The organism is Mycobacterium sp. 852002-50816_SCH5313054-b (assembly GCF_001667185.1).
Taxonomy (GTDB): domain Bacteria; phylum Actinomycetota; class Actinomycetes; order Mycobacteriales; family Mycobacteriaceae; genus Mycobacterium.
In genome coordinates this window covers 1-24,701 of the sequence record NZ_LZIC01000140.1, presented here as the reverse complement: position 1 = coordinate 24,701, position 24,701 = coordinate 1, and the positions used below count along the sequence as shown (strand labels likewise).

Annotated in this window: 23 protein-coding genes and 2 pseudogenes; 12 read left to right on the top strand and 13 right to left on the bottom strand. The window is 65.2% G+C overall.

Translation table 11 applies throughout. The features are described from left to right. A partial coding sequence (locus tag A5787_RS25465; RefSeq protein ID WP_156764136.1) for a PE family protein occupies positions 1-930 on the bottom strand: 930 nt, incomplete at its 3' end. 374 nt (positions 931-1,304) lie between these two features. Between A5787_RS25465 and A5787_RS25460 the strand changes: the two genes are divergently transcribed. Next, on the top strand, positions 1,305-1,532 hold the full coding sequence (locus A5787_RS25460; RefSeq protein ID WP_231994159.1) for a DUF2510 domain-containing protein: 228 nt from the start codon (positions 1,305-1,307) through the stop codon (positions 1,530-1,532). 12 nt (positions 1,533-1,544) lie between these two features. Here A5787_RS25460 and A5787_RS25455 read toward each other — a convergent pair. After that, a pseudogene (locus A5787_RS25455) lies at positions 1,545-1,916 on the bottom strand (hypothetical protein); the annotation flags it as partial. A 206-nt stretch (positions 1,917-2,122) separates the two neighbouring features. Between A5787_RS25455 and A5787_RS25450 the strand changes: the two are divergent. The 3 genes from A5787_RS25450 to A5787_RS27545 all read left to right on the top strand — a co-directional run bounded on the left by A5787_RS25450 (position 2,123) and on the right by A5787_RS27545 (position 3,614). Beyond that, positions 2,123-2,371, top strand: coding sequence for a helix-turn-helix domain-containing protein (locus A5787_RS25450; RefSeq protein WP_066972265.1), 249 nt, complete (start codon positions 2,123-2,125; stop codon positions 2,369-2,371). Next, on the top strand, positions 2,368-2,970 hold the full coding sequence (locus A5787_RS25445) for a hypothetical protein (RefSeq protein ID WP_066972262.1): 603 nt from the start codon (positions 2,368-2,370) through the stop codon (positions 2,968-2,970). The genes A5787_RS25450 and A5787_RS25445 overlap by 4 nt, the downstream gene beginning before the upstream one ends. 95 nt (positions 2,971-3,065) lie before the next feature. Continuing rightward, a complete protein-coding gene (locus tag A5787_RS27545; protein ID WP_156764135.1) occupies positions 3,066-3,614 on the top strand; it encodes a hypothetical protein in 549 nt (182 codons plus the stop codon). 633 nt (positions 3,615-4,247) lie between these two features. Here the strand turns inward: A5787_RS27545 and A5787_RS25435 are convergent. Beyond that, entirely contained in the window at positions 4,248-4,580 is a 333-nt protein-coding gene (locus A5787_RS25435) for a hypothetical protein (protein ID WP_156764134.1), read from the bottom strand. Between the two features lie 1,420 nt (positions 4,581-6,000). Here A5787_RS25435 and A5787_RS25425 point away from each other — a divergent pair. The 5 genes from A5787_RS25425 (at position 6,001) to A5787_RS25410 (ending at position 9,470) form a co-directional block, all read left to right on the top strand. Further along, on the top strand, positions 6,001-6,303 hold the full coding sequence (locus A5787_RS25425; RefSeq protein ID WP_066972250.1) for a hypothetical protein: 303 nt from the start codon (positions 6,001-6,003) through the stop codon (positions 6,301-6,303). Further along, complete coding sequence (locus A5787_RS25420; RefSeq protein ID WP_066972247.1) at positions 6,300-6,797, top strand: hypothetical protein; 498 nt, start codon at positions 6,300-6,302, stop codon at positions 6,795-6,797. The genes A5787_RS25425 and A5787_RS25420 overlap by 4 nt, the downstream gene beginning before the upstream one ends. Positions 6,798-6,988: 191 nt before the next feature. Continuing rightward, on the top strand, positions 6,989-8,818 hold the full coding sequence (locus tag A5787_RS25415; RefSeq protein WP_197507404.1) for a phage major capsid protein: 1,830 nt from the start codon (positions 6,989-6,991) through the stop codon (positions 8,816-8,818). A gap of 18 nt (positions 8,819-8,836) precedes the next feature. Next, a complete protein-coding gene (locus A5787_RS27540; protein WP_156764133.1) occupies positions 8,837-9,025 on the top strand; it encodes a hypothetical protein in 189 nt (62 codons plus the stop codon). A gap of 178 nt (positions 9,026-9,203) precedes the next feature. After that, positions 9,204-9,470 carry a hypothetical protein gene (locus A5787_RS25410; RefSeq protein ID WP_066972241.1) on the top strand — a complete coding sequence of 89 codons (267 nt, stop codon included), beginning with the start codon at positions 9,204-9,206 and terminating at the stop codon, positions 9,468-9,470. On the opposite strand, the gene A5787_RS27535 is transcribed toward A5787_RS25410, so the two are convergent. Continuing rightward, complete coding sequence (locus tag A5787_RS27535) at positions 9,467-9,616, bottom strand: hypothetical protein (RefSeq protein WP_156764132.1); 150 nt, start codon at positions 9,614-9,616, stop codon at positions 9,467-9,469. The genes A5787_RS25410 and A5787_RS27535 overlap by 4 nt on opposite strands. Positions 9,617-9,772: 156 nt before the next feature. Between A5787_RS27535 and A5787_RS25405 the strand changes: the two genes are divergently transcribed. Next, a complete protein-coding gene (locus A5787_RS25405; RefSeq protein WP_066972238.1) occupies positions 9,773-10,402 on the top strand; it encodes a hypothetical protein in 630 nt (209 codons plus the stop codon). Positions 10,403-10,464: 62 nt separating this feature from the next. On the opposite strand, the gene A5787_RS25400 is transcribed toward A5787_RS25405, so the two are convergent. The 4 genes and pseudogenes from A5787_RS25400 to A5787_RS25385 all read right to left on the bottom strand — a co-directional run bounded on the left by A5787_RS25400 (position 10,465) and on the right by A5787_RS25385 (position 15,029). Further along, positions 10,465-11,916, bottom strand: a complete 1,452-nt coding sequence (locus tag A5787_RS25400) for a recombinase family protein (protein WP_066972234.1) — start codon at positions 11,914-11,916, stop codon at positions 10,465-10,467. Between the two features lie 28 nt (positions 11,917-11,944). Continuing rightward, positions 11,945-13,063 (bottom strand): annotated as a pseudogene (locus tag A5787_RS25395) (HNH endonuclease signature motif containing protein); the annotation flags it as partial. A 44-nt stretch (positions 13,064-13,107) separates the two neighbouring features. Further along, entirely contained in the window at positions 13,108-14,370 is a 1,263-nt protein-coding gene (gene hisS / locus A5787_RS25390) for a histidine--tRNA ligase (RefSeq protein ID WP_066972231.1), read from the bottom strand. Then, complete coding sequence (locus A5787_RS25385; protein WP_066972228.1) at positions 14,367-15,029, bottom strand: MBL fold metallo-hydrolase; 663 nt, start codon at positions 15,027-15,029, stop codon at positions 14,367-14,369. Before A5787_RS25385 ends, hisS begins: the two co-directional genes overlap by 4 nt. Before the next feature lie 105 nt (positions 15,030-15,134). Here A5787_RS25385 and A5787_RS25380 point away from each other — a divergent pair, with 105 nt between their 5' ends. Together A5787_RS25380 and A5787_RS25375 are read left to right on the top strand one after the other, a co-directional pair. Further along, positions 15,135-16,034 (top strand): peptidylprolyl isomerase, encoded by a 900-nt coding sequence (locus tag A5787_RS25380; protein WP_066972225.1) that lies wholly within the window; start codon positions 15,135-15,137, stop codon positions 16,032-16,034. A 77-nt stretch (positions 16,035-16,111) separates the two neighbouring features. Further along, entirely contained in the window at positions 16,112-17,836 is a 1,725-nt protein-coding gene (locus A5787_RS25375; protein WP_066972222.1) for a protein kinase, read from the top strand. Positions 17,837-17,840: 4 nt separating this feature from the next. On the opposite strand, the gene A5787_RS25370 is transcribed toward A5787_RS25375, so the two are convergent. The 5 genes from A5787_RS25370 to secD all read right to left on the bottom strand — a co-directional run. Continuing rightward, on the bottom strand, positions 17,841-20,189 hold the full coding sequence (locus A5787_RS25370; RefSeq protein ID WP_066972274.1) for a bifunctional (p)ppGpp synthetase/guanosine-3',5'-bis(diphosphate) 3'-pyrophosphohydrolase: 2,349 nt from the start codon (positions 20,187-20,189) through the stop codon (positions 17,841-17,843). 43 nt (positions 20,190-20,232) lie between these two features. Then, positions 20,233-20,775, bottom strand: a complete 543-nt coding sequence (locus A5787_RS25365; RefSeq protein ID WP_066972220.1) for an adenine phosphoribosyltransferase — start codon at positions 20,773-20,775, stop codon at positions 20,233-20,235. Further along, on the bottom strand, positions 20,772-22,406 hold the full coding sequence (locus A5787_RS25360) for an ABC transporter substrate-binding protein (protein WP_066972219.1): 1,635 nt from the start codon (positions 22,404-22,406) through the stop codon (positions 20,772-20,774). The genes A5787_RS25365 and A5787_RS25360 overlap by 4 nt, the downstream gene beginning before the upstream one ends. A gap of 5 nt (positions 22,407-22,411) precedes the next feature. Then, a complete protein-coding gene (gene secF, locus A5787_RS25355) occupies positions 22,412-23,647 on the bottom strand; it encodes a protein translocase subunit SecF (protein ID WP_066972216.1) in 1,236 nt (411 codons plus the stop codon). Positions 23,648-23,650: 3 nt separating this feature from the next. Continuing rightward, positions 23,651-24,701: protein translocase subunit SecD (gene secD / locus A5787_RS25350; protein WP_066972213.1), on the bottom strand; the 1,051-nt coding region annotated here is incomplete at its 5' end.

Here is a 24,701-nt window from a genome sequence, read left to right as displayed (position 1 = left end):
TCCACCGTTACCGCCGTCGCCGATCAACCCGGCGTTGCCTCCGTTGCCGCCGTTACCGCCGTTAGTACCGAGGGCATGACCCGCCGCGCCCGCGGACCCGAAAAATCCTGACTGCCCTACGATTCCCCCGCCTAAGATTCCTGCGGCCCCGCCAGCACCGCCAGGCCCGGCCTGACCACCAGCCCCGCCGGTACCGCCGGTGCCGCCGGCCACGCCGAAGGTCGCAGTGCCGGCACCGATCCCGCCGACCCCGCCCACGCCGCCGTTACCGCCCACACCGCCCAAACCGCCGTTGCCGTAGAACAGTCCGGCGTTGCCGCCGGCCCCGCCGACCCCACCGCTGCCGCCGAGCCCGCCGACGCCGCCGGCCGCGGAGCCCGTCGTGCCGGTGATGCCGGCCCCACCGGCACCACCCTGGCCGCCGGTGCCGAAAAACCAGGCGTTACCACCCCGGCCGCCGGGCTGCCCCGGCGCACCGGACCCACCCATACCGCCGTTGCCGAACAAAATCCCGCCCGGCCCGCCGGGCTGCCCAGTCCCCGGCGCGCCATTGGTACCGTCGCCGATCAACGGGGTCCCCAACAACAAGTTGGTCGGGGCATTGATCACCCCCAAAATGTCCTGCTCCAGGGTCTGCAACGGCGAGGCGCTAACCGCCTCGGCAGCCGAATACATGCCCGCACCCGAGGTCAAGGCCTGCACGAACTGGGCATGAAACGCGCCCGCCCGCGCGCCGAGCGCCTGAAAGCCCTGCGCGTGGCCGGAAAACACCGACGCGATCGCCGCCGATACCTCGTCACCCGCGGCAGCCAGCACCCCGGTCGTCGGGGCCACCGCCGCCGCGTTCGCGGCGGTCACCGCCGAACCGACCTTGGACAGATCCAATGCCGCCGACGCCAACATCTCCGGGGCCACCACCAGATACGACATTGCGCTCCACCTGTACACCGCGGCCCCCGGCCAATCAGATCGTACCCGGCGGTCAATCCCCGCATTCCGCGTTTCAACCAAAGGTTCACTCACAGGGCGCTGCCAGCACGCAGAGGACACCAATGACACACGCCGAGCCACCACACCGAAGCCACTGTCGGACCAGACCCCGCAGGAGCAGCAGCTAGGTAGGGTGCACAACTTGAATATGCGTTGGCGTACAAGATGATTCGTAAACGGTGGCGGCGTGGTCAGCCCAGCGACTACCGTCTATTCGGACAATGGTTCGACACGAATCGAGTTTCGCGGACGCCCGCTGAGGGTATTGGGGGCTCATGATTGCGGGCGCTGTCAATTCGTTGATCTGGATTTTGGTGCTCATCGCGATTGTCGCGGTAGTCGTCGCCGTGGTGCGCATGATGTCGAGGCCGAGCGCCGAACGGCCGGTGGAACGGCCGGTCGTCGAACAGCCGGTGGTACACCAACAGCCAGTGGTGACGAGCGGTTTGGCGCCTGGCTGGTATCCCGACCAGCAGGACCCGAATCAGATGCGCTATTTCGACGGTCGAGTGTGGACCGCGCAAACTCAGCCCCGCGCGTGACATAACGCCGGGTTAGAACGGCGGGGGGTCGTCGTCGTCATCGGAGGGTGGGGCGGGGCCGGCGTAGGTTGAGTTCTCGGCGTGCCGGGCTGCACGGGCCTCGCGGTTCTGTCGGCGTTCGGTGGCGATGCGGTTGGCGCGGTTTTGGGCGCGGGTGCGGCGGCGTCGGGGCATCATCGCGCTGCGCTCACCGGGGTAGTCGGGCACCGGGTCGGTTTCGGGGGCGGCAAAGCCGCCGACGGATCGACACAGGCTCGGGAACAGCAGTGCGCTGCCCGGGGTGGTGACATAGGTGTGCCCGCCCGGTGTGGTCACGATCAGCGTCCCGTCGGGCAATTGTTTTTCGGCCCAGCCCCAGAACGTCTTCAGCAAGTGATGCGTGCGGTATGAAGAAAACATTCCGCTTGAGCTGCGACGATAGACGCGACCACACACAATACTCGGCAAGTCTTGTGCAACGTACGCAGCCGATCTACGGTTTCGAGTCGAGTGGGCACGCCGCTTGACGGATAAACGTGAGGACCCAAGCCTTAACTGGCTCTCGCAGGCGAGGCGAATGCGAGACGAAACCCGAAGGGGTCTAGTCCCGCATGTCTCAATATTTGAACGTTCGTGAAGTCGCCGACGCCCTCGGCGTCACATATCAGCACGTGCTGCGGCTCATCAAAGCCGGTGAGATCCCCGCCATCAAGATCGGCGCCGCTATACGGGTACCGCGCAGTGTGCTCGACGCCCTCGAACACGAGGCTTACGTCGACAGCCTGCTTGAGAAGGCCCCCCCGCTCACCGAGGAGCAGCGCACCAAACTGGCGGAGGTCCTCAAGCCGGTGCGTCAGTGAGCGCGCCGTCGTTGTTGGGCGACGAGGACTGGCGAGACGCCCTCAAGGAGCTCTCCGAACGGATCTCCAACAATGAAGCCGACAGCATTGAAGCTCGCTGGGAATTCGGTCGCGTGCTGCTGAAGCAGCGCGGCCGCAATAAGCAACTGCCGGACGGGGTGCTGAAGGAAGTCGTCAAAACGCACGGCATCAGCCGCCGCGAGGTGCAGTACCGCATGAAGTTCGCCGACAAGTTCACCACCGAGGACGAAGTGCGCAACGCGTTGCACACCTACGGAGGATCGTGGCGCCGCATCTGCAGTAAAGCGCTACCAGCCGAGCCGAAGAAACCGAAGTCCAAGTTTGCGGAGAAGTTCAGCCGCCGGCTGGCGCGGATGGTCAACGACGCTGGGGTGGTTGAAAACTTGCTTAGGGACGCAGAGTTTCCGCGTTATGTTGACGAGCTGCGCGAAGAATGGCGCGACGACGAACGCAACGAACACTGTCACGCACGACCCGGAATCCGCTTCGCGCAGCACGTCATCACCAGTGCGATCAACAGAGCCCACGATGAGTTAACCGCCGACCAGGGTCGCCTGTTTGAAGGGGAGACACCGTGACATGGGTAAGGCCGGGGTGCAGCAGCCCCGGCCTTTTGCCAGCCCGCCGATTTGGGTTCCCAACCAAATATGCAAAGGCGGGTGGATTCTACTAGATGAGCGTTGTCTGCCCGAATTATGTACCGGTGCTCCCCAGCGATATTCAGCGAGCCGGTTTAGATGGGGCGTGCCTGCTCGCGCTCGTGCGATTCGTGACGCAAATAAAAGGAAGCGGCGACCGAATCCTGATCGACGGCGAGATATGGTGGCGCGCATCGTACGCCGAGATCGGAGAATCCCTTGGTGGCGTCAATCGGCAAGTTATCAATCGCCTCGTGGACAAGCTCGAAAACGATGGGCATCTGCAAGTGCAGCAGCCTTTGACCGAGGACCGCCGAAAGCTGTACCGCGTAGCGTCTGAGCAGCCATTACTCGAAAACGAAACACCTCTGAGCAGCCACTACTCGAATCCGATCGACCAAACCTCGAATCCGATCGACTCGTGTATCGAATTCGAGGTTTGCACTACCTATCCAAAAGAACCTTTAAGGAAGGTGGAAATAAGGAAGGACCCTCCGTACGGAACTTTTCGCTCCGCTCAAAGTTCCGCACGGACGTTAGGTGCTAGTCACCTTGAAAAACAATTACCCAAAGGTGACCAGTAGCCCGGTAGGTGACCCGCGCGCGAAGGAGGAAACGCGATGAGCAGACATCCATGCGTCTCTTGCGGCGCTCCGACCAAGAAACCGATCGGCCACAGCCTTTGCGACAAATGCTGGACTCTCCGCCTGAAGAAAATCGCTGAACGCCTCGACCAGAAAGAACACCCAAAATGAGCAAGAACCGCGCGCGCCGTCAGCAGAGCCAGCACCGCCGTGATGTGTATCTTGACCCGCCGCTGAAACGGCGCAGACGTCGCAAACCCGCATCGGCGATGCGGCACACGCTTCCGGACCCGAAAACCCCGGAGCCGCAGGCTCAGCGGCGGCAATGCACAAACTGAGCAGCGAGCTGCGAGCCCAAACACCCACGCCCACTGTATCTTTCGTAAGCCGACAGCAGCCGCGTCCACAAAAGGGGCGCGGCTGCTGTCGGCTTAGACGGTCAGCGATCGTCTTCTCTCTGCCATGTCTGCGTACCAGGGTCGAAGTGAAGACCACAAGCGGGCGGATACTGCCCACAAACGGGTGGGTACACCTGAACGCCGGGTAGTTGCGAGTTGGGGCCGATCTGGTATCCGGGCGTCGGCGGTGGTGTCGGGGTCGTAGAGAGCGAAATAATCATGGCCACAATGAGATTCATCGTGCCACCGCCAACCGAAGCACGCGCAGCGAACTAAGATGCACCAGGTGGCGCCCCAAGTGCGTGAGACGAGCAACGCGCACGACGGGGAGCACCCCGAACGGCAGTACAGCAAGCGTGACGATCACCGCGTCGATCAACAACCAGCGATCGAAACGACGATGACGCACAGCAAGCGCGACACGAACCGCGATCTCGCATGCGAAGAATGCGAGCAGCGCTGCGTCAAGGTGCTCGGCCAGCTCATCATGCGTCAATTCAGCCCACCCGGCGACGGGCACATTGACGAGAATCAGCGACGTCACGAGACGATGAGAAAAGGTGCTCATCATCGAGACCCCTCACACTCTGGGCACCACTCGTCAAATTCATGGAAGCCCGAGCACTCGGTGACCTCGGGCAACTCGTTCCACGCGTCGCGAATGTCGAAACGCGCCTCGTCGGTGATCACTTCGACACCGCCTTGACAGTCGCGAACAACACGCCAGCGATAAATAGACTCGCAAGCAGAACAGCGGCAATAAGAATGGACATTGGGTTTCCTTTCAGAATGGATACACGCAGCTCAAAGGCGTAACTCAAGTCAACTAGAGAAAGGAAAGGAGGTCGATAGGACAAAAGCGCCTTTTCCACCGCTGTAGGCGCGTCTCAGCGACCATTACTGCGGCGCAATGTCAGACTGCTATGGATGACCGAAAAACCTTCTCACGGCGTCATCGGAACGCTGCTATACGAGCGGTGCGAAGTCTGCGACACGCAACTAGCCGACGACAGCTCGATCGCGTTGTGCGCTCGCTGCGAAGAAGGAATACGCAGCATCGCCCGAATTGACCGAATGCCTGCTAGATGGGTGCGCACACCGTGAAGCTCTGTGTTACGTGCCTGGAGGAGCCGGCCGAGCCAGGCGGCTTGCGCTGCACCGATTGCGCAACAGCGCGCCCTAATGCGCAGCCCACCAGTGCGCCCGTCAGCAATGCGCCCGTACGCGCGCCCGACGTGCTGACAGCGAGCTGGCAGTCCGACAACGACGTGTACGACGACGACCTTCTCTGAGCTGCGAAGCAATGCGCCGTTCAATGCGAGCGCGTGCGTCTGCAACGCGTACGCGCGTGTGCTTCGACTCTCAATGCACCACGACAATGCGACTGATCAGCGCGCCGACGCTCGCGCAATGCAAGCTCCACGAATGAGGACCTGAGCAGCAACACCGCAGGTCAGCGCTCAGAGTTTGCTGCAGCTACGCCGTAGCAACTCCTGCGTGAGCTGCGACCTGCGCAGACGGCAACGCTGTTGAGTTTGCTGATAGATGGAATGCTCAGCTAGTGAGGGGGGGAGAGTTCGCTCGGCAACGACCAACAACGACGACTGCTAGGCACTTCGACTTTTGGTCAACAAGGATTCAGCAAAGCAATGCTTCTGAGCTGCAGCAATAGCCGCTATCAAGATCAATTCTGCGCTGTGTTCAATAGGGCTCGTCAACAGGAGCGCCGCCGTCACGTGCGAGGACCGGCAGTCGTGTAGGCCCTGTTTAACAGGCTAGGGATGTTTTCGGCTGTGCTTCGACGTCGGCAACGTTGCTGGGGTTGCTACATGTTTGCTAGACGGCGTTGGGAGCTAACGGCTTTCGCTGGAATGGCGGTGTTTTCTGATGCGAAGTGCGCGCCGAATTGCGTTGTGCCCGTTGATCCGTGAAGCACGGTAAATTGTTACGGTTTGTGCCATTGTTTTCGTGTTCTACCGTAGTTTGTTATGTCGTCGTCTGGTTTCGATAAGGAAGCGCGCGCTTTCGTCGCGGCTTATGACCGCCTGGATTTGTTCGGTCGTCAGATTTACACGGACTTTCCCACCGCGGATGACAAGTCGAAAGTGCGGGTGCTACTCCCGATGGCGGAGTTTCTGTCTGGACAGCGGAGCAACCCGCTGATCGACTTGACGATTCCTGCGCTGTTGGCGATCGGCCTCGCGGACTCGTTTTTGAAGTGGGCGGCCGATCTGTCGATGCCACGCTGGATGCAGCTCTTTGATGCGAGGGAGGAATTGAGAGACTTATGACCGTTGATGTTCGCTTGTTGAATGCGATCGACGCCGCAGGCGTTTTGGATGATCCGCGGCTGACTTTGGGGCACGCCGATCAAGTGATGCAGTACTGCTCGATTCTCGTGCAGTCGGTGGACGCTGAGCGGCCGTTTGGTTCTGTGAATGACGAGGGATTTCCAACGGACGAGCTTAGGGTGGCGTTCAAATTGCTGACTGCGACGTCAACCATGGCGAGTGCTCTGCAGTGGCCCAGCGATACGGAGTGGTGGATCGACTATCGCAAGCGGGCGCTGGCTGACTTTTCGGCTGCACGGCGTGAAGCCGAGTTGTGCGCAAACGGTTCGATCAGCGCCTCGACGCTGACAGCGGTCGCCGCCGCTGAGCGGCGCGCTGACGAGGGAACCGCGGTGCTTGCTGATGACATGAAGCCCCCAGCTCTTGTGACCCGGAGCGACATGCCTACGGCGTTTTCGCCTGAAGATGCTGGTCCCGTGGCGTGGTCGTTCTAGAATCGACCTTGGTGAAAAGCTAAGGGCCGCCGCAACACTGGGCCGCCGCCGCTGAGAGCGACCGCCGTCCAAGAGCGATCAACCGTCTGACGCTGACACCTGAAGCACCATTGAAGTAACCGACGCGAGGCGATCGACCCGCGTCGATGTTGCTATTCATCCCATTCCAAGCCCCCGCTAGGAGGGCGGCTATGCGCGCTGTTTCGAAGTCGCTGGCGCAGGTGCGACCTGTTGAGTCGGAGCATCCGAACGGTGAGTTTGAGTTGATCTTGAGTGACGGCTCTGCAGATCGCGACGGTGAACAACTTAAAGCCGCCGACTGGGAGACGCCGTTGCCCAACAAGATTCACCTCGACAGCGACCACGCGTGGGCAAACGGCATGTCCGTTCCGTTGACGGTGGGTTCGGGTCGACCGTCTTTCGATTCGCATGGCCGCATTGTTGTGCGGGGTGTTTACGCCGGCACCGCTCATGGTCAGTTGGTGAGGCAGCTCGTGAATGAGGGTCACCTCTGGCAGGCCAGTGTCTCCTATCTCGAACACAAACAGCCGAATGGCCGCGTCACGCGCGAGCTGCTCAACGGCACATTTTGCGGCGTGCCCTCGAATCCGAACGCCGTTGTCATTTCATCAAAATCTTTCGAAGGAGGAAAAATGCTGAATCAAGCCCAGATCGACGCGGGATTCAAGGCGCTAGATGCCTCGGCGCAGGCTGCGCTGGCTGATCTCAACGCAGGTCGAATCAACCAAACGAAATTCGACGCGATCATGGATAAAGCCGAGCAGGAATCCGCGAAACTGAAAGCGGCGAAGGAAAACCGGTCGCGGGCGATGCAGTATGCAAGTCTGGCGTCACCCGCTGAGCACGGGATTACTGGCGACCCGCGTCAGGCGGCGGTGTTCACTCAACCGGCGCGGCCGAAGTCAGCACCGAAACGAAACGAGCTGGCGCTCCTGCCGACTCATTTGTCGCAGGAGCAGTGGCGTGCGATGCACAAGGCCGTCGAGGCCAGAGCGTATGGGTTCACCGTCGCTGTCGCCGACAGCCCGTTCGGGCAGCAGCAGATCGCCCGCATGAAAGCCCGCCTCGAGAGTGGCGGCGACAAGATGATGAGTGTCAGCGACAACGTCGGTTTGAAAGCCACACCGTCTTATTCGCCCCTCGAAGGCTCACCGGGGTCGCTGCTCGAACCGATCCTCCTCCCGGATGCCTTCGAGCTGCGCTACGAACCTGACAGGGTGTGGTCCCATTTCCCCGGGGCTGAGATGACGTCGCAATCACAGGCATATCTCCGTCACACATCCAATCTGGCGGCGGCGGGGATCACCCCCGAGGGCCAACAAATCCCCGATGTGCAGATGCAGGTGGCGCAGTTCACCGCCACGGCTGTGAAAGTGGACGGAATATGTTCCCTGACAAGGGAATTAGTGGACGACTACGATTCCATGTCCTCGTTCGCACCCGCGGAATTATCCCGGGCGGTTATCGACCGCGAAACCAACTACGTCATCAACGATCCGACGGCGGGGCTCTTAGCAACACCCGGGATTTTGACCCGCAACGCGAACAACAGCGTGAACGGTATCGACGCAGTCGAAGCAGCGAAAGACGACATCCGTGTTGCGACAGGGGCTTTCGGCATGGCGGACTTGGTGATCCTCCATCCGACCACCTGGCTTTCAATGCGGTTGACCCGCGCCACGACTGGGCAATATCTGTTGCGGCAGAACGAACCGATGGACTATTTGGGTCAGCAACAGGCGGATAGCTTCTTCGGCACGAAGGTCGTGACCAACACGTACTGCCCGCAATCGACGGCGATCGTCATGGATTCTGCGATCGCCGTGAAAGCCTTCACCCGTATGGGGATGGAGGTCATGTTCAATCAATTCGGTGACGAGGAGTTCACGACGTTCGGTGTGCGCTACCGGGCTGTGGAGCGGATCGCGCTGGCCGTGATCCGGCCGGCCGCGATTTGCGTGGTGTCTGGTCTGTTGAGCAACCCTGCTGGTGGCAGCTAAACCGAAAGGAAAACCGTGATGGGTTCACAAGACCAGCACCGCGAGATAATTGTTCAGCAGGAGCAACCCAAACCGTGGGATCAGCTCTATCCGACGCAAGAGCTGTATTCGGTTGGCTTCAATGAGATTCGTGGTTACGGGCCGACGTATGCGCGTGTGAACGTCGAAGGTGATCAAGGCCGAGAACAAGGAGACGCGAATCTCTAGTGTTGAGCGTGGTGAGATTCAGCTGGCGGGGCGTGTCGCTGATTCTCACCCGGCGACCCCGGGAGTCTGCTGTGTGTGGGACGGACAACCCCACCTCTCGGCAGCAGGCAACCGGGGTCGCCAAACCCCTTCGGTGTGTGCGTTCAAACCCCCTTCTTTTCTCCGATTCTGAGGGGTGATGGACGTGGCCATGTCCGGTGACACGTGGGCCCGCGCTGCTGCCAGCGCGCCACACACCGAAGGGGACACCCAAATCGGAACAGCGCGTGGTGATCTCGAAGCGCTCGCCGCACAACTCGGCGACAGCCACCGCGTCGAACACGACGACGACGATTGCTTGTGGGTGGTGCGCACCAGCAGCGACGGGCAGTCGGTGCCTGTCGCGTGCATGCCCGCCGCGAAACGGCTGGAGAGCGGCGAACCAGCGCGGTCTGATATGAGCTAGCTGTCCGCTGGTTTGGACGCCAGAAATTCTTCGATGTCCGGTGGTTCGGTGAAGTCTTCTTGTGTGGCTTCGGCCACCCACGTTCCATCGGGTGTGTCCATCTCGATGATGTACCCGACGACGCGCACCTCGTACCCAGGGGGCATCACGTGGGGCTTGCCAGTTCGCGGATTGATGTTTCGTGTCCGCACTGCCCGCGTGATTCTTCCGCGTACTGTCACCCGACAATCGTAGGAGATGCAACCGCCGACACGGGCGTCTGATACGAGATAGACGAGACCCTCCCTCGTACGATCTCGCCCATGAGCCTTGCACTCGCTCTCCATGTCGGCATCAACTTCGACAACGCAATGGTGCACTGTGACAACCTCATCAAGGTTCACGAGAAAGCTGGCACCGGCACCCGCGGTCGCAAATGGATTGAGTCGTCTGTCAACCGCGCTGTCATCGTCCTCGCAGTCGCCAGCTGGCAAGCCGTCGTCCAGGACATGACACGCTTTCTCCTAGAAGAGGGCACGCCGCAAAAGACCGACCCAAACTACGGCTTCGCTCGCCTCATGAAGGGGCGTGTAATGAGCGAACTCGACCGCTTCTCGACCCCGAACGCGGACAACTCCCGCAACCTGCTGCAGTTGGTTGGCTTCGATCCACGCAAGTACTGGACATGGAACATTCCCGGTCGCGGGAAAGGGGTAGTGACGCTGGAGCGTGCTCAAGTCGAGGAACAGCTTCGAGACTGGCTTAAAGTTCGTCATGCTATCGCCCACGGCGACGCTCAGATACCCAACGTCGCCGTTCTGCAGGCGGTCCGCCAAGGCAAGGTATCTCCAGGCCAAGGTCCCCCTATCTGGCTGAACGACGCGAGAAATTGCACCGCATTCGTCAAGAAGCTCACCAAGGTCACGATGGATGGACTTGACACGGAACTGTGAGCAGCTCGCCCGGTGTCGTTCGCTCAGCAGCGGGGCGAACCACCCGCGCGGTCTCGGTTGGCTCAGTGCCATTCGACTTGCACGCGGTCTTCGATGATGCCTTTACGTCCGGTGCGCGGGTCAACAACTTGATACCCGCCCTTGCCGACAGGCGCGATGGTGATCGTCATCAGCACGTCCAACACGGCGCGGTACCGGCCGTGTGGTAGCTGCTTGATCTTGTCTGCGACCTCGGGGCGCCCCAGCGGAATGTCTTCGAAGATCCGCAGGCGTTCGTCGTCTTGCTGTTGGCGTTCAAGCGCTTCGATGTCTTGCGCGAGGTACGCCGTTGCGGCGGCGGCTTGTTCGCCCGTGAGTAACCCCTTGGCGTAGTCGACGCCCAACTGTTGGCGACGCGCGTACAGTGCCGCGAGCTCCAGGCGGATGCGCTCAGCCTCGGCTTCGTCGTGGATTTGAGACTTCAGCAGATCGTTCGCGTCGGGCATCGCCAACCGGCCGGCCACGATCTTGTACAGCAGCGGTTCGACAGCTTCAGCGCGGATGCTGACACCGCGGCACTTGATGCACGAATACACCCGGTTGGTTTTCTGGCGGCTTCCGCCTGAGAGGTGATGCCCGCACTTGCCGCAGATGAGGACTCCGGTCAGCAGATGACGTGTCACGCTCTTCCTGCCTGGTTTGCGGCTGATGTCACTCAAGATGTGCTGCGCGGACTTCCACGTCTGCTCGTCAACGATCGCGGGCCAGTTCCCTTTGACGGGGTCGCCGTCTTTGTCTCGCACGATCTCGTCGTTGTGCGCCCGCAGACCCGCGTTGCGAGCTGCCCGCAGAAACAGCGACACGATGGTGGGTGTCCAGTCGCTGCCGTGCAAACCTTTCTTTCCGGCGTCGTTGAACAGTCGGCAGATGTCACTGAGCGCGCAGCCGTTGATGATCGCGGCATAGGCTTCGCGCACCAGCGGGGCGGTTTCAGGGTCGAGACCGATCACGTCACCCTCGCGGCGGTACCCGAACGCGTGCGTCCACTTGGGTAGGCCGCGCTCGGCGAGTTGACGCGCTGCGCGACGCTGCCGGTCGCTTTTGACTTCAGACTCGTACGCGGCGAACGTACAGAATTGCCGGTACATCATCCGGCCCTCAGACGTCGACAAGTCGAACCGCCCGTTCAGGGTGACAAGCTCAACACCTTTGCGCTCAGCAAGATCAATGAACGCTTCACCCTCTGTGGGCTTGCGGTGCAGACGATCAGCTTTGTAGACGATCACCGCGTTGATCTTGCCCGCCTCGATGTCGTTCATCATCTGCTCGTACTGCTCGCGCGTCTTCTTCGCGTACCGCGACGCGCTGCGATCGTTGTCTTGATAGACGACGGGTGTCCAACCGTTGCGCTCGCAGACGGCTAGCGCGTCCTGGCGTTGACGGGTGACGCCGAGCTCCTCGCCGCTCTTGTCAGCGGAGATGCGCAGATAGATAGCAGCTCTGAGCTGCTGGTTTGCGGTGTCCGTGCTGGTCATAGCTTAAAGTGTATATCGCAAACCGCTGATGGGTTCGGCAGTAGCACTTGAGGTTTGAGGCGTGGGTGCGTCCGCCTTTGGCGTAGGGAATGGTGTGGTCGATATCGCAGTCGATAGCGGGGTGATCACAACCCGGGGCCCGACACGTCAGATCCCGGCACCGCACGAAATCGGCCAACGCCTTCGACGGCACATAGCCGTCTTCCGGCGGCGCATCGCCCGGGTTGACCAACTCGACCAACTTGGCCGAGACGGCCAACTCCTGAACCAGTTCGGGGGTGATCAGCCCATCGGCACCGACCTCGGATCCCGGGGTGGTGCCGGTGCCGTCCAGGGTTGCCTGCTCGGCGACCACATGGATCACCACCGGACCGGCGGCCGGACGGGTGCCGGCCGCGCAATCCGGGCGCTCACACCGGCAGGCCAGCCGATCGGCCCCGGCCGCCAAGGCGCCCAGCGCGTCGGCACGGCGCTGCTCGCGGCTGCGCGGGTCGTGGGCGCACACCGTCGCCGCCAACGCGTCCAGGCGCCTGTCCAACGCGTGCGCATCCAGGCTGAACAGACAGCCCTGGAATTCGGCCAGCCCATCCCCCACATCGGCGATCCAGACCTCACGATCAACCTGGCGCTCCTTGCGCCGGCGCACCGCGTCCACATCGGCGCGGGCCACGATCTTGTCCACCTGGGCGGCCAACCGGCCCCGCGTCATCGACGGCCAGCGCGCCACGTTGGCGGCCAACTGCGCATCCACCGCCGCCAGCACCTCGCGGTCGGTGATCAGATCGGTGCGAAAGACCAACGCCTGGAACATCCGGTAATCGATATCCCCGGCCGCCAACAGCGCACCCACTCGCGGCAGGCGCTCCCGCATCGCCAGCGCATCACGCAAGAAACCGCCCGCCATCGCCAGACTGACTCGCAACGCCGCGGCCACCTCGGCGCCCACCGCCGCCCGGGTGTCCACCGCCCAGTCGGCCTCTTCACCGCGTTGAGCACGCCGCAGCTCGAACAGCTCCCCGACCGCTTCCAGCCGATCCGCAGTCGCGCGCGCCTCGGTCCGCCAGGCCTCACACATCCGCTCCACCAGCGCCCGCGACCCCTCGGTCTGCGGGGGCTCCCAATAATCGTGAAGCCGGGTATCGAACATATGTTCGAGTATGCCATCAGGCCCCGACAAGATTTGCCGGGAGATCAGCCGCCCAGCCGCGCAAGCACGTCGGCGACGACGGAGTCCGTCGGCACGGACACCTGATCGCCCGTCCCGAGATCCTTGACCCCGACGGTCCCGGCCTCGAGGTCCCGGTCACCCGCCACCAGCGCGACCCGCGCGCCGGAACGGTCGGCCGCGCGCATCGCGCCCTTGAGCCCGCGGTCGCCGTAGGCCATGTCGACGCGGACGCCGGCGGCGCGCAGCCGCGCCGCGAGCACCGCCAGCGAGAGCTTGGCCGGCTCGCTCAGCGGCACCGCGAACACATCGCAGCGCGTGGTCTCCCCCACGCTCTTTCCCTCGGCGCGCAGGGCCAGCAGCGTCCGGTCGACGCCGAGCCCAAATCCGATGCCCGACAGGTCTTGTCCGCCGAGCTCGCGCATCAGGCCGTCGTAGCGGCCGCCGCCGCCGATCCCGGACTGAGCGCCCAGACCGTCGTGCACGAACTCGAACGTGGTCTTGGTGTAGTAATCCAGCCCGCGCACCATCCGCGGGTTGAGGACGTACGGCACCCCGAGCGCGTCCAGGTGCGCCAGCACCGTGTCGAAGTGCTGCTTGGCGGCGTCGGACAGGTGATCCAGCAGGACCGGCGCGTCGGCCGTCATCGCGCGCACCGCGGGCCGTTTGTCGTCGAGCACGCGCAGCGGATTCAGCTGCGCCCGCCGCCGCGTCTCCTCGTCGAGGTCGAGCCCAAACAGGAACTCCTGCAACAGCTCCCGATATTGCGGGCGGCAGCTCTCGTCGCCCAGGGAGGTGATCTCCAGCCGGAAGCCGTCCAGGCCCAGCGAGCGGAAGCCGGCGTCGGCGACGGCGATCACCTCCGCGTCCAGCGCGGGATCGTCGACGCCGATCGCCTCCACCCCGACTTGCTGCAGCTGGCGATACCGGCCGGCTTGCGGGCGTTCGTAGCGGAAAAACGGCCCCGCGTAACAGAGTTTGACCGGCAGCGCGCCGCGGTCCAGGCCGTGCTCGATCACCGCGCGCACCACGCCGGCGGTGCCCTCCGGCCGCAGCGTCACCGAGCGGTCACCGCGGTCGGCGAACGTGTACATCTCCTTGGAGACGACGTCGGTGGATTCGCCTACGCCGCGGGCGAATAGGGCGGTGTCTTCGAAGATGGGCAGCTCAACGTCGCGGTAGCCGGCCCGCCGGGCCGCGGCCAGCAACCCGTCGCGCACCGCGACGAACTGCGCCGAATCGGGCGGGAGGTAGTCCGGCACCCCCTTGGGGGCAGAGAACTCCGTCACCGGCTCAGGCCCTCGAGGAACGGGTTGAAACGCCGCTCGGCGCCGATGGTGGTGGCGTTGCCGTGTCCCGGCAGCACCACGGTGTCGTCGTGGAGCACCAACAGCTTGTCCATGATCGACGTCAGCAGGTCGCGGCCGCTCCCGCCGTGTAGATCGGTGCGGCCCACCGAGCGCTCGAACAGCGTGTCGCCGGTGAAGACCAGCTCTTTGTCCCCCGAGACGCGGAAGACCACCGATCCGCGCGTGTGCCCCGGCGTGTGATCGACGTTGACGGTCACGCTGCCCAGGTCCAGCTTGTCGCCGTCGCGGTCCAGCTCCACCACCTGCTTGGGCTCGCGGAAGAAGGCGCCCGCCACCACCTGCGCCAGCCGCGGCCCCAGGCCGAAGATGGGGTCGGTCAGCATGAATCGGTCCTCGGGATGGATGTAGGTGGGGCAGCCGAAGGTGTCGGACACCTTCTGGGCGGACCACATGTGGTCGATATGCCCGTGGGTCAGCAGCACCGCGGCCGGGGTCAGCCGGTTCTCGTCGAGGATTCGCCGCAGGGCGCCCATCGCACGCTGACCGGGATCGACGATGACGGCGTCGGTTCCGGGGCGTTCGGCCAGCACATAGCAGTTGCACGCCAACATGCCGGCGGGGAATCCGGTGAGCAACACGGTTCCCAGTTTCCCACGGGGCCCGGTTGACGCCGGTCAGGGCGCCCACATTAGCCTGGGCTGGCTAGCTCGGGCCCTATCGACCGACATGGAGGCATACCGGCCGTGCCGACCAACGAACAGCGACGTGCCACAGCCAAGCGCAAACTCGAACGGCAGCTGGAGCGGCGCCAGAAGCAGGCCAAGAGGCGCCGCGTCATGGTGATCGCCGGTGGCTCGATCGCGGCGGTGGCCGTGATCGCCGCGGTGGTGATCGCCATCGTCAACACCAAACACGAGCACAAGAGCAACACCGCGGCGCCGACGAGCAGCCCCGCGGCCAGCAGCGCCCCGGACAGCACGACGCCGCCCGGGCCGACGCCGCCGGTTCCGCCGCTGCCGGCGTTCAAGGCGTCGGCCAACCTGGGCGCAAACTGCCAGTACCCGGCGTCGTCGGACCCGGCCGCCAAACAGGTCAAGCCGCCGCGCACCGGCAAGGTCCCGACGGACCCCGCCCAGGTGAGCGCCAGCATGGCGACGAGCCAGGGCAACCTCGGCCTGATGCTGGCCAACAACGAATCGCCTTGCACGGTCAACAGTTTCGCGAGCCTGATCGGGCAGAAGTACTTCGACAACACCAAATGCCACCGGTTGACCACCTCGGACACGCTGGGTGTCCTGCAATGTGGCGACCCCAAGGGCGACGGCACCGGCGGCCCGGGCTATCAATTCGCCAACGAGTACCCGACCGACCAGTACCCGCCCAACGACCCCAAGCTGCAGCAGCCGGTGCTCTATCCGCGCGGCACCCTGGCGATGGCCAACGCCGGGCCCGGCACCAACGGCAGCCAGTTCTTCATGGTCTACAAGGACTCGCAGCTGCCGCCGCAATACACGGTCTTCGGCACCATCCAGCCCGACGGGCTGGCCGTCCTGGACAAGATCGCCAAGGCCGGCGTCGCCGGCGGCGGCGAGGACGGGCCGCCGGCCAGCGAGGTCACCATCAAGTCGCTGCTGCTCGACTAAACCCGGAGCAGCGCAACACCATCGCACATTGCCGAGAATCACCCGACTCGCTTGCTCCACCGTTTAGGGTTCGTGGGGTGAGTATTGATCCGGAGTCTTTCGGTCATTACCAGATAGTGGAGCTGCTGGGCCGCGGCGGCATGGGGCGCGTATACCGCGCCTACGATGCGTCCACCGATCGGGTCGTGGCCCTCAAAGTCCTCCCGCCACACCTGGCCGAGGATCAGGACTTTCAGCACCGCTTCCGGCGCGAGGCGCGCATCGCGGCCGGCCTCAACGACCCGCACATCGTGCCCATCCACGGTTACGGCGAGATCGACGGCCAGCTGTATGTCGACATGCGGCTGATCGAGGGCCGCGACCTGTCGCAGTACATCGACGAGAGCGGCGGGCGGCTGTCCCCCGAGCGCACGGTCGCGGTGATCGAACAGGTTGCGGCCGCGCTGGACAGCGCCCACCGGGTGGGATTGGTGCACCGCGACATCAAGCCGAAGAACATCCTCGTCACCACCGCGCAGAACTTCGTCTACCTGATCGACTTCGGCCTGGCCCGCGCCGAGTCAGACACCCAACTGACCCATACCGGCGCCACCATGGGCACCGTGGCGTACCTGGCGCCCGAGCGCTTCAGGGGGACAACGGATCACCGTGCCGACGTGTATTCGTTGGCCTGCGTGCTGTACGAGTGCCTGACCGGTAGCCGCCCCTACCCCGGCGACAGCCTCGAAGAACAGCTCCACGCGCACGTCAATGCGCCGCCGCCGCGGGCGTCGATCATGGCGCCCGGCATCCCACCGGCCTTCGATGCGGTGATATCGCGGGGCATGGCGAAGGATCCCGAAGCCCGCTACCAGTCGGCAATCGAGCTCGCCGAGGCCGCCCGCGCGGCGCTCACCGGCCACGTCGACTCCGCGGTGCCCCCCGCCCCGGCGCCGGAGCCTCCGCCGCCATCGCCGGAAACGAAGAGCTCCAACAGGCGCCTGGTCCTGGGGATCGTGGGCGGATCGGTCATCGCGCTCGCGGCGGTGATTGCCCTCGTCATTTCCCTGGTGACCCAGAGCCACGGCTCCACGAACAGCGCGCCGTCCAGCGCCCCGACGCGCGCCAGGGTGCCCACCAGGCCGGGAGCGCCGCCCGGGTCGTCCGCCCCGGCGGGGGCGACCGTGCCGCCGCTGCCGGCGTTCGCGCCGCCGCCCGGCCTCGGCGCCAATTGCCAATACCCGCCGTCGCCGGATCCCGCGAGCAAGCCCGCCAGCTTGCCGCCGTCCGGCAGGGTGTCCACCGAGCCGGCCCAGATCCACGCCGTCGTCTCGACCAACTTCGGCGATATCGGCATCCAGCTCGCCAATAACGAGTCCCCGTGCACGGTGAACAGCTTCACCAGCCTGGCGAAGCAGGGATTCTTCGACAACACCATTTGCGGGCGGATCATCGACGAGCCGGAAGGGGGGACGCTGCTGTTCGGCGGCGGCGACGCCGACGGCGGCGGGGGCGCCGGCTACGAATTCGCCGACGAATACCCCACCAACCAATACCAGGCCAACGACCCAGAGCTCAAGCAAACCGTGATCTACCCGCGCGGGACGGTGGCGATGGCCACGAACGGGCCCAACACCAACGAAAGCCAGTTCTTCATGGTGTACCGGGACGCCGAGATAGAGCCCACGTCCACGGTGTTCGGCTCCATCGACCAGGCGGGCCTGGACACCCTCGACAAGATCGCCAAGGTGGGCGTTGCGGGCAACCGCACCCGGGGCATGCCGGCGAGCACGGTCACCATCACCTCGGTGCGGGTGGGCTAGGGGCTCAGGCCGCGGACGTCACCCGGTAGACGTCGTAGACGCCTTCGACGTTGCGCACCACGTTGAGCAGATGCCCGAGGTGCTTGGGGTCGCCCATCTCGAAGGTGAACCGGCTGATCGCGACCCGGTCACCCGAGGTGGTCACCGACGCCGAGAGGATGTTGACCTTCTCGTCGGCGAGCACCCGGGTGATGTCCGACAGCAGCCGGTGCCGGTCGAGGGCTTCGACCTGAATCGCCACCAGGAACACCGACGACGCCGACGGCGCCCACAGCACCTCGATGATGCGCTCGGACTGCTGTTGCAGCGACGCGGCGTTGGTGCAGTCGGTGCGGTGCACGCTGACCCCGCCGCCGCGGGTGACGAAGCCCATGATCTGGTCGCCGGGCACCGGGGTGCAGCATTTGGCCAGCTTGGTCAGCACGCCCGGGGCGCCGGGGACCGAGACCCCGACGTCGTCGCTGCTGCGCGGGCGCCGCAGCATGGTGGTTGGCGTGGACCGCTCGGCGAGTTCCTCCTCGGCCTGGTCGATGCCGCCGAGCTCGCCCAGCAGCCGCTGCACGGCGTGCTTCGCCGACACGTGCCCCTCACCGATCGCGGTGTAGAGCGCGGACACGTCGGCGTAGTGCAGCTCGCGGGCGACCGCGGCCATCGACTCGCCATTGACCAAGCGCTGCAACGGAAGTCCGCCGCGGCGCACCTCGCGGGCCATCGCCTCCTTGCCGGCCTCCAGCGCCTCTTCGCGACGCTCCTTGGCGAACCACTGGCGGATTTTCGCCTTGGCCCGCGGCGACACCACGAACTGCTGCCAGTCGCGCGACGGCCCGGCGTTGGGCGCCTTGGAGGTGAAAACCTCTACGACTTCCCCGTTTTCGAGCTTGCGTTCCAGCGCGACCAGCCGTCCGTTGACCCGGGCGCCAATGCAGCGGTGACCGACCTCGGTGTGCACCGCGTAGGCGAAATCGATCGGCGTCGAACCAGTCGGCAACGTGATGACGTCGCCCTTGGGCGTGAAGACGAAGAGCTCCTGCACCGCAAGGTCATAACGCAGCGACTCCAGGAACTCGCCGGGGTCGGCGGCCTCCCGCTGCCAGTCGAGCAGCTGGCGCATCCACGCCATGTCGTCGATCTCGGCGGTGGCGTGCGGATGCGGAACTCCGTTGCGGCCCTTGGCTTCCTTGTAGCGCCAGTGCGCCGCGATGCCGTACTCGGCGGTGCGGTGCATGTCGCGGGTGCGGATCTGGATTTCCAGCGGCTTGCCCTCCGGCCCGACGACGGTGGTGTGCAACGACTGATACACCCCGTATCTGGGCTGGGCGATGTAGTCCTTGAACCGCCCGGCCATCGGCTGCCACAGCGAATGCACCACGCCGACAGCTGCGTAACAGTCCCGGATCTCGTCGCACAGGATGCGGATGCCGACCAGGTCGTGGATGTCGTCGAAGTCGCGCCCCTTGACGATCATCTTCTGGTAGATCGACCAGTAGTGCTTGGGGCGGCCCTCCACCACCGCCTTGATCTTCGACGCGCCCAGCGTGTTGACGATCTCGGTGCGAACCTTGGCCAGGTAGGTGTCCCGCGACGGTGCGCGGCCGGCGACCAGCCGCACGATCTCCTCGTACTTCTTGGGATGCAGGATCGCGAAGGACAGGTCTTCCAGTTCCCACTTGACACTGGCCATGCCCAGCCGATGGGCAAGGGGCGCAATGACTTCCAGCGTCTCGCGGGCCTTGCGGGCCTGCTTCTCGGGCGGCAGGAAGCGCATGGTGCGCATGTTGTGCAGCCGGTCGGCGACCTTGATCACCAGCACCCGCGGGTCGCGGGCCATCGCGGTGATCATCTTGCGGATGGTCTCGCCCTCGGCGGCGCTGCCCAGCACGACCCGGTCCAGCTTGGTCACGCCGTCGACGAGGTGGCCGACCTCCTCGCCGAATTCCTCGCTCAACGCCTCGAGCGTGTAGCCGGTGTCCTCGACGGTGTCGTGCAGCAGCGCGGCCACCAAAGTGGTGGTGTCCATGCCCAATTCGGCCAGGATGTTGGCGACCGCCAGCGGGTGGGTGATGTAGGGGTCCCCGGAGTGGCGCAACTGGGTGGCGTGCCGCTCGTCGGCGACCTCGAAGGCGCGCTGCAGCATCGACAGGTCCGCCTTGGGGTAGACCTCGCGGTGCACCGCCACCAACGGCTCGAGCACGGGGTTGAGCGTGCTGCGCTGGGCCGTCATCCGGCGGGCAAGCCGGGCCCGGACCCGGCGCGAGGCGCTCGTCTTCTCGACCGGCGGCTCCCCGACCAGCAGCGGCTGGGTGACGTCCGCGGGCGCGTCGAGAGCCTGCGCCGCGCTCTTCTCGTCAGCCACGTTGGTCACCTCCGACCTCGAGGATATCGCTTATGGGCCCGGGCTAGGCCCTGCTCAGGCTGTACACCGGCAACGGCGCGATGGCGTCGCGGCCGCCCAGTTCGGTGAGTTCCATGACAACCGCGGCCGCGCTCACGCTGGCTCCGGCGCGTTGCAGTAGCCGGGTGGCGGCGCCCAGGGTGCCGCCGGTCGCGAGCACGTCGTCGATGACGACAACGTCGCGGCCGCGCAAATCGATCCCGTCGGCGGGGATCTCCAGGGTGGCGGTGCCGTACTCCAGGGCGTACTGCTCAGCGTGCACCGGCGGTGGCAGCTTGCCGGACTTGCGAATCGCCAGCACGCCCGTGCGCAGCCGGCCGGCGACCGCCGCGGCCACCAGGAAGCCGCGGGAGTCGATGCCGGCCACCAGGTCCGCGCTGGACGCGACATCGACCAACGCGTCGACGACGGCCGTCATGCCGGCTCGGTCGGCGAAGACGGGGGTGAGGTCCTTGAACTGGACGCCGGGCTTCGGAAAATCCGCGACATCGCGGGCCAGCGACGCGATCAGTTCGGCCACCGCCGTGTTCCCGCCGAGATCCGTCACTCGACCAGCGCCCATCGGTCCATGTTCCAGCCCACGCCCCAGCGCGTCGGATTCCTGCTCACGGCGTACATCTTCTTCGACTTCAGCAGCGTGCGCTGCTGGCGGTACAGGGGCAGGGTCGGCATGTCGGCCCACAGGATCGGCGCAGCCTGCGTCAGCAGCCTGGCGCGCTCGGCGGGGTCGGCCGACACCGCCAGCGCGCTGATCGCGGCGTCGACCTGGGGGTTCGAGTACCCGGACAGGTTGTTGCCGTTGCCGCTGTGCAGGTCATAGGCGTCCATCGCCGAGGAACCGGTCGACCCGCTGCCGGCGGCCCCGCCGGTGCTGGCCAGCAGCACGTCGATCTTGCCGTCCCGCAACGCCTGCGGCCCCGAGGTGTCCAGCTTGGTGTCGGCCACGGTGATGCCCGCCGCGGCGCAGGACTTGGTGATGACCCCCACGGTCACCGCCAGCCGCGCGTTGGGCCCCTGGTAACCGATCCGCACCGGCTGCGGTGCGCCGCCCAGGGCGTCGCGGGCCGCGGCGGGGTCCGCCTTGCCGAACGGGCCGGCCTCGGCGGCGCCCTCACCGGCGGCGATCGCGTCGTCGGTGGCGGGCTGCAGGCGCGTGTTGGCGATCGCCACCCCGGCGTCGTGCGCGATCGTGTCGCGCGGGGTGCACAGCGCGACAGCGCGCCGCGTCTTGGGCTGCGCCAGGGCCCCCTGCGGAGCGAAGATCAGCTGCACGATGCCGTCCGACGGCGACTCGGCGCGCTCGTAGTTGTCCGGGGTGGACAGCGTCCCGGACGAGCCGGACGCGACGTCGACGACGTCGACGCTGCGGTTGTTCACCCGGTCCTGTATGTCGGGCCCCTGCGGCCACACGGTGACGCGCTTGGTGATCGGTTTGGGACCCCACCAGCGGTCGTTGGCGACCAGCACCACGGCGCCGCCGCTGAGCATCGATTCGATCTTGTACGGCCCCGACGACGGGAAGCGCTTCAGATCCAGGCCGGGCTTGAGGTCCCAGGTGGTGTTCCACAGCTTGGCGATCTGCTGCACGACCTGCGAGTTGTTGCTCAGCAGCGCGGCGGTCACGTCCACGTTCAGCTCGTCGGCGATGACGTGCGACGGCATCATCGAGGTCGCGCCGAACAGCTGGTTGTAGTCGACGACCCCGCGGTCGGGGGCGAAGGACACCCGGGCCTTCTTCTGGCCCGGGATGCACTCGATGTTGGCGATGTCGACGTAACCGGCCTGGCTGGCGGCGTCGAACCCGGGAAACCGACCGGATTGCGCCGCCCAGGCGAGGACGAGGTCGTCGCAGGTCACCGGCTTGCCGTCGCTGTAGACGGCGTTGTCGGCGATCTGATAGTCGAGGACCAGCGGCGAACCGCCGACGACCGAGACGGTCCCGAAGTCGTGGTCGGCGACGACCTGACCGTCCGGGCCGTGATAGCCGAAGCCGGTGAGCGTGCGGGCGAACGCCTGCGCCCCCGCCGACGCGGCACCGACGACGGTGTTGGTGTTGTAGGTGGCCAGGGGGCCGTCGACCACGTAATCGATCTGCCCGGCGGCGCTGCCCGAACAGCCGCTCAGCGCGAAGGCCGCCACCACGAGCCCGGCCAATCCGAGCCGACACCAGGTGGCCATCGGGGCTACCGCCGGCCGGCGTTTCGCTTGCCGCTCGGCCGCCGGGTTCCGTTGGGACGCACCGGGCGTGCGCCGGGTGCCGGCTTGCTCGCCGCGGGCTTGCTGGGCGTCTCGGGCGTCTCGGGCTCCTCGGCGGCCTCGGCCAGTTCAACCGCGTTCGAGCTCTCCTCGACGGGCTCCTCGGGGGACTCCTCATGCGAGGGCTTGCGCCGTTTGAGGACCCGGCGGGTGTGGGTGCGCACCAGCTCGGTCCGTTCGCGCAGGGTGACCAGCAGCGGGGTGGCAAAGAAGATCGAGGAATAGGTGCCGACCAGGATGCCCACCAACTGCACCAGCGCCAGGTCCTTGAGCGTGCCGACGCCGAGCAGCCAGACCGCCACGACCATCAGCGCCAGCACCGGCAGCACGCCGATCAGGCTGGTGTTGATCGAGCGCATGAACGTCTGGTTGATCGCCAGGTTCGCGTGCTCGGCGAAGGTGCGCCGGTTGGTGTGCTGGAAGTCGCGGGTGTTCTCCTCGACCTTGTCGAACACGATGACGGTGTCGTACAGGGAGAAACCCAGGATGGTCAGCAGGCCGATCACCGTGGCCGGGCTGACCTCGAAGCCCACCAGCGAATACACGCCGGCGGTGACGGTCAGGTCGAAACACATGGTGGTCAGCGCGGAGATCGCCATATAGCGCTCGTAGCGCACCGTGATGTACAGGCTGACCAGCGCCAGGAACACCACCAGCGCGATCAGCGCCTTCTTGGTGATCTGGTCGCCCCAGGTCTCCGACACCGCCGAGTCGCTGATGGCCTGCTTGCTCGGCTTGCCGTCGTTGCCCTTCGGCTGGAACGCGTCGAACAGTGCGTTGCGCAGCTTGGTGGTCTGGTCGTTGGTCAGCGTCTCCGAGCGGATCTGCACCGTCGCCGAGGCGCCGTTGCCGACGATGACCACCGATTCCGGGTCCTTGCCGATCGTCTTGTGGAAGACCTCGGACACCTGCGCGGTCTGGGCGTTACCCCGGGGCATCGAGACCGTCGTGCCGCCCTTGAAGTCGATCCCGAAGGTGAAGCCGCGCAGGATGATGCTGAGGAGCGCGACCGCGACGATCGCGCCGCTGATCCCGTACCACAGCTTGCGGCGCCCGATCACCTCGAACGCGCCCGTGCCGGTATAGAGCCGGGACAGGAAGTTGTGGTGCGGCTGGGCGCCGGTCAGCTCGAGCGCGCCCTCGGAGGCCTTGGAGGAAGTCATGCGCTAGCCCCGTCCCGTCTTCACGTCCGCCGCCCGGCGCTCGCGCGCGACCTGCTGCACGGCCCCCAGGCCGTTGTACGCGGGCTGGGCCAGCGTCGACGACTTGGAGGCCAGGTAGACCAGCGGCCAGGTCACCAGGAACACCACCACGATGTCGAGGATCGTGGTGAGGCCCAGGGTGAAGGCGAATCCACGCACCTGGCCGATCGCCAGGGCGTAGAGCACCGCGGCGGCAAGGAAGGTGACGGCGTTGCCCGACACGATCGTCTTGCGGGCCCGCACCCACCCTCGCGGCACCGCCGACCGGAACGAACGCCCTTCGCGTATCTCGTCTTTGATGCGTTCGAAGAACACCACGAACGAGTCGGCGGTGGTGCCGATGCCGATGATCAGGCCCGCGATGCCTGCCAGATCCAGGGTGTAGTTGATCTGGCGGCCCAGGATCACCAAGATCGCGAAAATCATTGCGCCGGAAGCGGTCAGCGACAGCGCCGTGAGCAAACCCAGCACGCGGTAGTAGAGCAACGAATACACCAACACCAGCACGAGGCCGATCGCGCCGGCGAGCAGGCCGGCCCGCAGCGAGGTCAATCCCAGTGTCGCCGAGACGGTTTGGGCCTCCGAGGATTCGAAGGACAGCGGCAACGACCCGTATTTCAGGACGTTGGCCAGCTGCTTGGCGGTGGAGGCGTTGAACGGCGGCTGGCCGCCGGAGATCTGGGTGCGCCCGCCGGGGATGGCCTCCTGGATCATCGGGGCGCTGACCACCTGGGAGTCCAGCGTGAACGCGGTCTGGGTGCCGACGTGGGCGGCGGTGAAGTCCGCCCAGGTGTTGGCCGCGGCGGGTTTGAACTGCACGTCGACGACGTAGCCGATGCCGCGCTGGTTCTGGCTCGACGTGGCGTTGGCGATCTGATCGCCGCTGATGATCGACGGGCCCAGCAGGTAGGCGACCTTGTGGTCGGTCGAGCAGGTGACCAGCGGCAGGGTCGGGTCGTCGTTGCCGGCGAGGATGTCGTCCTTCCTATCGCACTGGGTCGCCTGGAACTGCAGG

Excerpts from the sequence above, each read along its gene's own strand:
- A5787_RS27540 (WP_156764133.1), top strand. The coding sequence starts at position 8,837 with ATGGGTTCACAAGACCAGCACCGCGAGATAATTGTTCAGCAGGAGCAA.
- A5787_RS27545 (WP_156764135.1), top strand. The coding sequence starts at position 3,066 with ATGAGCGTTGTCTGCCCGAATTATGTACCGGTGCTCCCCAGCGATATT.
- A5787_RS25400 (WP_066972234.1), bottom strand. The coding sequence starts at position 11,916 with ATGACCAGCACGGACACCGCAAACCAGCAGCTCAGAGCTGCTATCTAT.
- A5787_RS25405 (WP_066972238.1), top strand. The coding sequence starts at position 9,773 with ATGAGCCTTGCACTCGCTCTCCATGTCGGCATCAACTTCGACAACGCA.
- A5787_RS25450 (WP_066972265.1), top strand. The coding sequence starts at position 2,123 with ATGTCTCAATATTTGAACGTTCGTGAAGTCGCCGACGCCCTCGGCGTC.
- A5787_RS25425 (WP_066972250.1), top strand. The coding sequence starts at position 6,001 with ATGTCGTCGTCTGGTTTCGATAAGGAAGCGCGCGCTTTCGTCGCGGCT.
- A5787_RS25410 (WP_066972241.1), top strand. The coding sequence starts at position 9,204 with ATGGACGTGGCCATGTCCGGTGACACGTGGGCCCGCGCTGCTGCCAGC.
- A5787_RS25420 (WP_066972247.1), top strand. The coding sequence starts at position 6,300 with ATGACCGTTGATGTTCGCTTGTTGAATGCGATCGACGCCGCAGGCGTT.
- A5787_RS25360 (WP_066972219.1), bottom strand. The coding sequence starts at position 22,406 with ATGGCCACCTGGTGTCGGCTCGGATTGGCCGGGCTCGTGGTGGCGGCC.
- A5787_RS27535 (WP_156764132.1), bottom strand. The coding sequence starts at position 9,616 with ATGCCCCCTGGGTACGAGGTGCGCGTCGTCGGGTACATCATCGAGATG.
- A5787_RS25435 (WP_156764134.1), bottom strand. The coding sequence starts at position 4,580 with ATGAGCACCTTTTCTCATCGTCTCGTGACGTCGCTGATTCTCGTCAAT.
- A5787_RS25415 (WP_197507404.1), top strand. The coding sequence starts at position 6,989 with ATGCGCGCTGTTTCGAAGTCGCTGGCGCAGGTGCGACCTGTTGAGTCG.
- secF (WP_066972216.1), bottom strand. The coding sequence starts at position 23,647 with ATGACTTCCTCCAAGGCCTCCGAGGGCGCGCTCGAGCTGACCGGCGCC.